Raw genomic sequence first — 11,644 nt, forward strand, 5'->3', positions numbered from 1 at the left:
CTAAGTATTTCGTCCAAAGTAACAGACGTTTTTTGCTCTCTCCCATTTCTAAATTCCAATTTGGATCTCCTCTTTCATTATTTCATGCATTTTTTTAAGAAAAAGATTATAATCTTATTACAATACAATTATCATAATGAGATTTATCGCAATTAGACTTTTTTATCGTATAAAGTAATTCTGAGGTAGAACAAAAGTAGAAAAAAGGTTATCATAACTTTGTTTAAAGTAATTCCCGCAGAGTTAATAAATAGAATCGACAAATTTTAATCTTTTGATTATAAACACTTTATATATTTTGTTAGTTCCGCAAAGACTTTGGTGGTTTCCTTTATCGGAATGGCTACACAAGAAGTGAATATTAAAGCGAATTTGAATATTGTATTAAAGTCTGATACAGAACAGCTTGAGGAAGTAATGGTTGTGGCGTACGGTACTGCCAAAAAGTCTTCGTTTACGGGATCTGCTGCTGTTGTTAAAAATGACAAAATAGAAAAAATGCAAACGTCTGATGTGACCAAAGCATTAGCGGGTGCAGTGTCGGGAGTCCAAATTACCACAGCTTCAGGTGCCCCTGGTTCTGGTACAAGTATTCGTGTACGTGGCCTTGGTTCTATTAACGCTTCCAGTGAACCTCTTATTGTTGTGGACGGTTCTCCTTTTGATGGAGATTTGAGTATGATTAATAGTCAAGATGTTGAATCTATGACTGTATTAAAAGATGCTGCTGCCAATGCATTATATGGTGCACGTGGTGCTAATGGTGTTGTCTTGATTACTACTAAAAGAGGTAAAATAGGTAAAGCTACTATAACCGTTGATGCTAAATGGGGATCTAATAGTCGTGGTGTACCTGAGTATGATGTAATGAGAGATCCTGCTACTTATTATACTACATATTGGCGAGAGTTGAAAGGAATGTATGAGGCTAATGGCGAGGCTAATCCCGGACAATTAGCTTCGAACGCTTTGATTACCGACAGTGGTAGTGGCTTGAGTTACAATGTTACGACTGTAGGTAATAACGAAGTGGTATTACCGGATGGAACATTTAATCCTAATGCTAGAATTAAATATGCGGATAATTGGGAAAAGGAAATGTTTCACAGCGGTTTACGACAAGAATATAACGTAAACATGAACGGGGCTAATGAAAAGACTAGTTATTATTTGTCATTTGGTTATTTGGATGATGAAGGTTATATTGTAAAATCCGGTTTTACACGTTACTCTGCCCGTTTGCGTTTGGAACACCAGTTTAACAAGAATATTAAGATGGGTGGTAATTTTGCTTATGTCAATACTTCTACTGTAGCCACTTCAGCTACAGAAGAACAAGACCAAACTGCTGGCACCAATATGTTCTACGTATCACGTACCATGGCTCCCATTTATCCTATCTACAAACGTGATGAAAATGGTAATTTTATGTATGATAGTCATGGTCGCATAGTGTATGATTATGGAGATACTCCGGGTATGCAGCGTCCTGTATCAGGAAATTCAAACGCATTAGGTAGTCAGAGTTTGGATGATCGTAAAAATGGAAAAGATTATTTCAGCGGAAACATGTTTGCCGAAATTTCCTTTTTGAAAGATTTTAAATTTACTTTCCGTGCCGGAATAGAAAACGATAATACTCGTCAAATGGTATTTCAAAATGGTGAATACGGACAGTTTACTGCACAAAACGGTATTGCAACTCATTATAGCACTCGCAATATGACTATTAATTTGCAGGAATTGCTTACATGGGAACGTACTTTTGGAGAGCATTCGGTAAATGTACTGCTTGGACATGAAACTTATCAGAATAAGTATGATTATTTATACGGATCAAAAAATAACTTTGCTTTGTGGGGGTCAACTTCATTGAATCATGCAGTGAGTAATCCGCAAGCTGGTTCTTATGTGACAGAATATACTACTGAAGGTTTCTTGGGACGTGTGGAATATAATTATAAGGATAGATATTACTTCTCGGGAAGTTATCGTCGTGATGCTTCTTCAGTATTTCATCCAGATTATCGTTGGGGGAATTTTTGGTCTGTAGGTGCTAGTTGGAGACTGAAAGAGGAAAATTTTTTGAAGGACGTTGAATGGTTAGATAACTTAAAGTTTAAAGTTAGCTATGGTTCGCAAGGTAATGACTACTTGTTGTTGAATGGGGTGCGTAACCGTTATGCTTATATGGATCAATTCAGTGTGAGCAACAATAACGGACAACCCGCAATTACTCAAACATATAAGGGTAATGATAAATTAAAGTGGGAAACTAACTATAATTTTAATACAGGTATTGAATTTAGCGTATTAAACGGACGTTTGAGTGGAGGCTTTGAATTTTTCTCCCGCTATGCAAAAGATTTGTTGTTTAACCGTCCTTTAGCAGCTAGTACCGGTTCTAATTCTTATCCGGATAATATTGGTGATATGCGCAATACCGGATTTGAAGTAGAATTAAGTGGGGACATTATTCGCACAAGTAAGATTAATTGGAATATTTCTGTTAATGCAACTACCTATAAAAACAAAATTTTGACTTTACCGGAAGAAAAAAGAGAGTCCGGTATTTGGAATGGTATTTTCAAAATGGTTGAAGGAGGTTCGTACTACGACTATTATATAAAAGAATGGGCTGGTGTAGATCCGGAAGACGGAAAGGCTATGTGGTATAAAGATGTTACTGATAAGAATGGAAATACGACTAAAGAAACAACTAAGACATATAGCGAGGCGACGGATTATAAAGCAGGTTGTGCCTTGCCTGATTTGTATGGTGGTATTAGTACTTCATTAAATGCTTATGGATTCGATTTTAGTATTGCACTTACTTATCAATTAGGAGGACAAGGCTATGATTATACCTATGCAACTTTGATGAATAGCGCTCAGGGTGCAGGAACAAATTATCATAATGATATTTTAAATGCTTGGACACCGGAAAATAAATATACTGATGTGCCAAAATTAAATGCAAAAGAAAGTAATAACAATTCTACTTCTACCCGTTTCTTGACTTCAACTTCGTATTTAAGTTTGCAAAATATTTCTGTAGGTTATACATTGCCGAAGAATTGGATTGCAAAATTGGGTTGCGAGAGCTTAAGAGTATATTTTGTGGCAGACAATGTAGCACTACTTTCTGCTCGTAAAGGTTATGACCCTCGTACAAATTGGAATGGCGAATCAAATTATAATTATTCGGCATTGCGTAGTATTTCTGGTGGTATAACAATGAAATTTTAATTGATAAAACAAGAAAGCATGAAAAAAATTTTAAAATATACGGCTTTTGCAGCCATGGTAGGATTGTTTAGCAGTTGTTCTGATAGTTTTTTTGAGGCTGAATCTGGTGATATCATTACTAGTGATCAGATGGATGAAGTTGATCCGGTGGCAGGTTTGAACGGTATGTATGCCTATTTGTATAAATTTGATACAATGGGATATGGTGATGAAGCTCAACATTACGATTATGGTTATCATCATATTTTGTTATGTTCGGATTTGTGGGGGCAGGACATGATTCAGTATAGTTCTAAATATGGATGGTATTATACTGATTATCAATTTAATCAGAATTCTAGAGCATACCAATATATTTCTACGTTCTATTTTTGGAACTATTTGTATAAATTAATAAAATCGGCTAATGACGTATTGAAAACAACTACAGATGATTCTAAAAAAGAAGATCGTGGACAGGCTTTAGGTATGCGTGCTTTTGCTTATTTGACTTTGGTACAGATGTATCAGCATACTTATGCAGGTCATGAAAATGCTCCTGCGGTACCTATTGTCCTAGAAACTACCGAGCCAGATGTATTGAGCAATAATCCTCGTGCAAGTGTAAAGGAGGTTTATGATTTGATTGAAAAAGATTTAGTGCAGGCACACAGTGATTTATCTTCATACCAACGTTTGAACAGCACTTATATCGACCAAACTGTGATTTCTGGTTTATTGGCACGTATGTATCTGTTAAAAGAAGATTGGACTAATGCTGCCAAATATGCTAAAGAGGCTCGTGCTTCTTATGGAGCACCTGCCGATAAGGCTGAATTGATAGATGAGGGTTATATCGATATGAACAAACATCATACTTGGATGTTTACCTCACATATTACAACGGATGCGGAGATTGTTCAGACAGGTATTGTTAACTTTATCTCCCACATCAGTTCTACCGCTTATGGTTATGTCACGGCTGGAGGAATGTTCAAGAATATTAGTTCTGAATTATACAGTAAAATAGCTGACAATGATATTCGTAAAGGATGGTTTGCGGATAAGGACTTTACTTATGAAGGAGGGCCGATGGGAAGTGTAGCTTTACCTAAATATGCTAATTTGAAGTATATGTGGTATGATTTGGAAGGTAATAATTGCAACGATCTGTGTTATATGCGTGCTGAAGAGATGTGGTTGATTGAAGCAGAAGCTTTGGCTATGGGAGGTAATATTGCCGGTGGTAAATCATTATTAGAAGAATTTGTGAAAACCCGTCAACCGGATTATGTATGTGATGCAACAGATGCAAAAGGAATACAAGATGCCTGTTGGTTACAGCGTCGTATCGAATTTTGGGGTGAAGGCATTGCATGGTTCGATTTGAAACGCTTAAAGAAGCCTATTATTCGTAAATATGAAGGAACCAATCACAATTTGGATGCACAATACGATTTTCCGGCTGAAGATGATATCTTTAGAATTTTGATTCCAAGAAAAGAAATTCAAGATAATAATGGTATTGGCGAAGAGGATAATAATCCAATGCCTAATATTTAATAATTCTCATATTAACTTTTCTATAAAAGAAGGTGTGTCAAAATGCACACCTTCTGTTTTTTACGCACAAAGCCCCGACTTTCACAAGCTGGGGCTTTGTTATTACCTAAAGATTTTGTATCTTTAGGTAATAAGAATTTCACTATGACAAAGATACATTTTCGTTCTTACAATCCCAACCAAACCGTTCTTTTTCCTCAAAGAATTGATGAGGATATTGCAGAAAACGATCCGGTGCGCATGGTTGACGCCCTGGTTGAGGGCTTGAATCTTGAAAGTTTCAGAAAGCTGTATAAGGAATGCGGGCGCAGCCCTTACCACCCCAGGATGATGCTCAAGGTCATTCTGTATGCCTATATGAACAACATCTACTCCTGCCGGAAAATTGAAAAGCTCCTTCACCGTGACATCCATTATATCTGGCTGGCCGGATATGAGAAACCGGATTTCATTACCATCAACCGTTTCCGCAACCGGGTGAAGAATGAAATCAACGAGGTGTTTACCCAAACCGTACTCCTTCTCTCTTCCAAAGGCTTCATCAGCTTGAATGTGGAATACATTGACGGGACAAAGATTGAGTCCAAAGCCAATAAGTATACTTTCGTCTGGCGGAAAACGGTTGAGCGGAACCGTGAACGCCTGATGAAGAAGATACATATCCTGCTAGGGCAGATAGACAATGTCATCGCCCAGGAGAACTCATCGGAAAGCAATGAGGAGATTGAGTTCACTCCGGCCATGCTGACTGAAATGGCAGGAGAATTGCGTCAAGCACTCGAACAGGTTCCTGAACCCTCCACGAAAGAGGAAAAGACTGCGTTGAAAAAGAAACGCAAACAGCTGAAGGAGTTGGAAGAGCACAGGGACAAGCTACAGGAATACGACAACCGTCTGGACACGCTGCAGGACAGGAATTCCTATTCCAAAACGGACAATGACGCTACTTTCATGAGAATGAAGGAGGATGCCATGCGCAACGGACAGACGAAGCCCGGTTACAACCTTCAAATCGGCACCGAAAATCAGTTCATCACCGATTTTGCACTCTTCCCGAACCCTACGGATACACTGACCCTGATTCCTTTCCTGCAATCTTTTTCAAACAGGTATGACCGGATGGCCCATACGGTGGTTGCTGATTCCGGCTATGGCTCCGAAGAGAATTACCGCTTCATGTCCGAAAACGGCATGGAAGCCTACGTAAAGTACAACTATTTCCACATGGAGCAGCGGCCGAGATTCAAACCGGACCCGTTCAAGGCCGAAAACTTCTACTACAATGAAGAACATGACTTCTGCATCTGCCCTACGGGGCAAAGGATGCGGAGGATAGGCACCAGGAATGTGAAAACCGCATCCGGATATGTCAACGAAAATGCACGGTACAGAGCTGTCAGGTGTGAAGGATGTCCCCTGCGATGCCGCTGTTTTAAAGCAAAAGGAAACAGGACGATAGAACTGAATCATAGGCTTAGACAATACAAGCGGAGAGCCAAAGAACTGCTCTGCTCTGAGAAAGGACTGAAACACAGAGGGCAGAGATGCATAGAACCGGAAGCCGTGTTCGGACAAATTAAAAACAATATGAACTACAAACGTTTCCGACATTTTGGAAAGGACAAGGTCTTCATGGACTTTGCCTTCCTAGCCATTGCCTTCAATATAAAAAAGATGTGTGCAAAACTGACAAAAAAGGGTATGAACTGGCTGATTAGACTGTTTTATGAGCTTACAACTGCTGTTTTTAGATGCTGGGAACACATAAATCAAAGAAATCTTCAAAAGATCGCAGCTTAAAGAAAGTGAACAGATTTGTATAGTGATGAACAAAAAAAGAGGTGCATCGTGCATTACGACACACCTCCTTTATAATTATAGCTACAATTATATTTCACTATAAAGTTTAAAGAAATACCTTTGATAGTGTCTTTTTCATGATAATAAAAAGCTTTTCTTACAATTAGTTTTTGTTTCAAGCATTCGTTTTATTCCAGTAATAAATATTGTGATATGACTATTGTAATGTTTATTTGATTAAAATAAAATGGAATTTCATTTCATAAATAAATAGAACAATGGCAAATTTAGCGAATTTATATAAATTGGTTTACTTATTTCAGTAGAATAAAGGTAGAAAATTATTTTTTTTATACTTCTCAAACAATTTATATAGTAGAAAAGCAGGCAAAGCGAAGAAATACTTTTGTGTTGATTGTCAGTTCTTTACATAAATAATTAGTTCCGCAAAGACTTTGGTAGTTTCCTTTATCGGAATGAAGAGTCAAGAATTGGATGTCAAGTCTAATTTACATATTAGTTTGAAACCCGATACTGAAACTCTTGATGAAGTTGTGGTGGTTGCGTATGGTGCTGCTAAGAAAAATTCATTAACAGGTTCGGTAGCTACTGTGAAATCGGATGCTTTAGAGAAAGTCCCAACTGCTTCTTTTGAGAAAGCGTTACAAGGATTATCCGCAGGCGTACAAGTAGAAAGTCAATCAGGTCAACCTGGTTCAGTAAGCCAAGTACGTATCCGCGGTATTGGGTCTATGTCCGCATCCAGCCAGCCTTTGTATGTTATTGATGGCGTTCCTGTTTCATCAAAGAATATATCAAAAGTCGCAGATGAAGATAGTTATGGAACTTCTGTAAATCCATTATCCAATTTGAATCCTAATGACATAGAATCCATATCGGTTCTGAAAGATGCGTCTGCCGCTTCATTATATGGTTCGCGTGCTGCTAACGGGGTTGTCATGATAACTACAAAGCAAGGTGCTTCCGGACAAGCAAAGATCGAATTTAAAGCTCAAGTAAGTTCTTCACATTTACCTTCCAATGGCTATGATTTAATGAGTTCTACAGAACATTATAAGACTTGTTACAAAGGATTCTATACTCAAAACATAAGCGACGGAATGACTTCCGAAGCAGCTAGTATTGCAGCTAATGCATCTGTACAAGATATGTATAAAGCCAATCCTTTTAATATGGCTAATCCTTTTACTGGAGAGGGTATTTTGGCAAGTGGTGCAAAAGCTATGATAAATACAGACTATTTAGACGAACTGTTTAAGACAGCAACTACCCAGCAATATGATTTAAGCATCAGTGGTGGTAGTGACAAATCTAAATATTTTATATCTTTGGGATATATGGACCAAGATGGTTTGGCCGTTGGTTCGGATTTATCACGTTATTCTGCCCGCATTAATGTCAGCAGTAAAATTAAGCCTTGGGCAGAAATCGGTGTAACATCCACAATGTCAGTCAATGAGCAAAACACCCCTCCGGGCGGTGGAGGTGGTTCATCACCTTTAACCAATGCTTTTTTTGTCCCTAATGCTATCTCGCTCTATAAATTGGATAATGATTTTAATAAAATCTATGATGAAAAAGGCAATCCTGTTTATAACTATGTGAACCCTGTGTTCAATGACATGAACACACTGGCTTTTTCGAAAATGGATATCTACAATACTAAAACGCATCGGGCATTAATTAGTCCATTTATTGATTTGAATATTTTCGGTGTACATTGGCGTAACAGTTTCTCTTATGACTATACCAATATGGATGAAATGCGTTGGTATAATCCAGAACATGGTAATGGTGCGGCAGTAGATGGACGATTAAGCAAATATGCTATTAGTGACATCACATCCACATTTACCAGTACGTTGAATTATGCTTTTTCTTTGTTTAATGATCATCATATTGGTTTGCTGGCCGGTTATGAAGCATATAAGAACACTTATTCCATGCTTCATGCCCATGCTACAGGCTTTTCTAATAGTGAAATGATTGAATTAAGTATGGCCTCTACTCCTTATGAAACTAAATCAAAGAAAGATCACGAGCGTATGCAATCATTTTTCGGGCGCATAAACTATGATTATTTAAACAAATACTTTCTTTCATTCAGTATTCGTACCGATGGCTCCTCACGGTTTGCACCTGGACATCGTTGGGGAACGTTCTGGTCTATCGGTGGCAACTGGCGTATCAGTGAAGAGAATTTTTTTAAAGGTATTGAATGGGTTGATGATTTAAAATTACGTGCCAGTTATGGAACTTCAGGTAACAAACAATCTGATTATTTGTATGGCTTCCAAGGCTTATATGATACAGGAAACAATTACAATGGTCAAAATGGCATTACACACTTGCAAATTCCTAATGATGAATTATCATGGGAAAAGTCTAAAAATTTTAATGTAGGTATTGATTTTGGAATATTTGGATGTTTGAATGGTAGTATTGAATATTACAATAAAACTTCAGATGCCTTATTACTTGAAAAACCATTGGCGCCCTCAACCGGATTTGAAAATGCTATATCAAACCTAGGTGGTATGCGTAATCAAGGTATAGAAATTGATTTGCATTCAACAAATATCAATACGAAAGATTTCACTTGGACAACGGACTTTAATATTGCTTTTAACAATAATAAAATAACATCTTATCCTCAAAAAGAAGAAGTGGTTGGCACCAAAATTCGGACTGTAGGCTATAGTATCTATGAATTCTATATGCAAGAATGGGCTGGTGTAGACCCCGTTAATGGAGACCCACTGTGGTATATGGATGTAACTGATGATAAAGGCAACCCTACAGGAGAACGTACCACAACCAATACATACTCTAAAGCTACAAAATATAAATTAGGGTCTGCACTTCCTTCAGCAACCGGAGGTTTGACTAATACTGTTTCATGGAAAGGTGTAGATTTCTCATTCATGTTTACTTACGGATTTGGAGGTAAGATATATGATGTATATGAGGAAAATTTATTAAATGATGGAAATAAGACTGGATATCAGTTGATAACAGAACAAGCAGATAGTTGGACACCGGAAAACACAAATGCTTCCAATCCAAAATTTATTCCAAATAATTCCAATACTTCTAATGGAAGATCAAGTCGTTATCTACATAATGCAGATTTCATTAAGTTAAAGAATATCAGTTTAGGTTATTCACTACCCAAATCACTGATCAAAAAAAATCTATTACAGAATGTACGTATCTATGTCAGTGCAGACAACTTGATAACTTGGAATTTGGATAAAAAATTCAAAAGTTATGATGTAGAATTAGGTGGTGTTGATGGTTTGCTTGATGGAGGCGGTACAGTTCCATTGGCGAGAACATTTACTGCGGGAATTAATCTAACTTTCTAACTTATAAACCAGATATATATGAAAAAAATATCCTATATTTTTGCTTCTATACTGTTGACTGCTTCATTAAGCGGCTGCAATGATTTTTTGGATGTAACTCCTTCTGACCAGTATTCAGATGCAAGTGTTTTCACTAGTACTGAAGGAGCACAGCAGGTGTTAATTGGTGCTTATGACTGGTTTACTAATGGCCATTACGCTCATTATACCAATCAATATATTTTCTTTATGCCTGATGTGATGGCTGATGATGCAATGGTAAACAGTACAGGTAACTATAATCGTTTTGTTTCACCTTATCAATACTCTATTACTCCAAGCAGTACTTATTCTGTGGATCCTTGGATTGGTTGCTATAGCTTAATTGATAACTGTAATGCTATTTTAGATAATTTAGAAACATTACCGGAAAGTAGTGAACGTAATCGTATTGAAGGAGAGTCTTTGGCATTGCGTACCTATGCATATCACTATTTGATTAGAATGTATGCAAAACCTGTTAATAAATATCCTGATAATCCAGGAGTTATTCTTCGTTTAACATCTTCAACTACAGACATACCTCGCTCTACGGTAAAAGATTGCTATGTTCAAATGGTGAATGATATTGAAAAGGCTTGTACTTTATTGACAGGTACATCCTCTTCTTCAAAATGTTACATAACAGAACAGGCAGCTCATGGAATTGCTGCTAGAATTTATTTAGACTTAGGCGATTACACTAATGGAACGTCACATGCAAACAAAGCTTTATCAGAAATTACATTGATGTCAAAAGCTGATTATAAAAACAAGTTCTGTGAAAATAACACTGAAACAATATGGTATTTTACATGTACCTCTACTGACAAGCAATCATTCTTATCGTTGCCAGCATTTTGGTACTATTGTGACCAAGATTCTACTTATGTAAAAGACGGGTACAGTTCTCTAGGTGTTGCAAAAGAGTTGATTGATATTTTTGATGATACAGATATCCGTAAAACTTTATTTGTAAAGATAGATGGCAAATATTACAAACGCAATGGCAGCTATGTCACATGCAAAATTAACAGCCGGAAGAATGACGATAGCGATGGAACAAAAGGATCTGGTACAGTAGCTTTTGCTGAAGGTGATTATAATATGATGCGTGGTTCTGAAATGTATTTAATTATAGCTGAACTAGCCGCTGATAATAATCATGAAGATGAAGCCTTAGCTGCTTTGAATAAAGTGAGGGAAGCACGCGGTATAAGTGCATATTCAGGCACAGGTGATGTTTTAAAAACAGAGATACAGAATGAACGTCGTCGTGAACTTTTTGCTGAAGGTCACCGTTTATTTGATCTTAAGCGCAGAGATTTACCAATGGACCGTTCAAATTTAACATTGGATTGGAGCAGAGTCGGATTGATTCCTGCCGGTTCAGACAAATTAGAAATGCCCATACCTCAAAATGAAATTGATGCGAACGGTGCGTTAACAATAGCAGACCAGAATCCTGCATATAAATAACTAATATACAGCAAATATTGTTATTCGGTACTAAGGAAAGAACTGATATTTTCATTTAAATTGAGAATATCAGTTCTTTTATAATATATAGTCAAAATATATTTAAAACAAAAATGAAGTAAACACTTTATTTCAGTAGAATAAAGGTAGAAAATTATTTCTTTTAT

Annotated in this window: 5 protein-coding genes; all 5 read left to right on the forward strand. The window is 37.0% G+C overall.

Features of this window, described 5'->3' with window-relative positions; translation table 11 throughout:
- The first annotated feature begins 291 nt into the window (after window positions 1–291).
- The 5 genes from BVU_RS09360 to BVU_RS09380 all read left to right on the forward strand — a co-directional run bounded on the left by BVU_RS09360 (window position 292) and on the right by BVU_RS09380 (window position 11,477).
- The gene (locus tag BVU_RS09360) at window positions 292–3,249 is read left to right on the forward strand and encodes a SusC/RagA family TonB-linked outer membrane protein (RefSeq protein WP_049764195.1); all 2,958 of its coding nucleotides are present in this window, start codon (window positions 292–294) and stop codon (window positions 3,247–3,249) included.
- A gap of 18 nt (window positions 3,250–3,267) precedes the next feature.
- Complete coding sequence (locus BVU_RS09365) at window positions 3,268–4,791, forward strand: RagB/SusD family nutrient uptake outer membrane protein (RefSeq protein ID WP_011965361.1); 1,524 nt, start codon at window positions 3,268–3,270, stop codon at window positions 4,789–4,791.
- 144 nt (window positions 4,792–4,935) lie between these two features.
- Complete coding sequence (locus tag BVU_RS09370) at window positions 4,936–6,591, forward strand: IS1182 family transposase (RefSeq protein WP_011965362.1); 1,656 nt, start codon at window positions 4,936–4,938, stop codon at window positions 6,589–6,591.
- Between the two features lie 455 nt (window positions 6,592–7,046).
- A complete protein-coding gene (locus BVU_RS09375; protein ID WP_080510696.1) occupies window positions 7,047–9,980 on the forward strand; it encodes a SusC/RagA family TonB-linked outer membrane protein in 2,934 nt (977 codons plus the stop codon).
- 18 nt (window positions 9,981–9,998) lie between these two features.
- Window positions 9,999–11,477, forward strand: a complete 1,479-nt coding sequence (locus BVU_RS09380; RefSeq protein ID WP_005847051.1) for a RagB/SusD family nutrient uptake outer membrane protein — start codon at window positions 9,999–10,001, stop codon at window positions 11,475–11,477.
- Window positions 11,478–11,644 lie beyond the last annotated feature (167 nt).

Origin of the sequence: Phocaeicola vulgatus ATCC 8482, from assembly GCF_000012825.1 — a bacterium.
GTDB classification, from domain to species: domain Bacteria; phylum Bacteroidota; class Bacteroidia; order Bacteroidales; family Bacteroidaceae; genus Phocaeicola; species Phocaeicola vulgatus.

Bases quoted from the DNA above. Each gene is read 5' to 3' on its own strand.
- BVU_RS09365 (WP_011965361.1), top strand. From the start codon at position 3,268: ATGAAAAAAATTTTAAAATATACGGCTTTTGCAGCCATGGTAGGATTG.
- BVU_RS09380 (WP_005847051.1), top strand. From the start codon at position 9,999: ATGAAAAAAATATCCTATATTTTTGCTTCTATACTGTTGACTGCTTCA.
- BVU_RS09370 (WP_011965362.1), top strand. From the start codon at position 4,936: ATGACAAAGATACATTTTCGTTCTTACAATCCCAACCAAACCGTTCTT.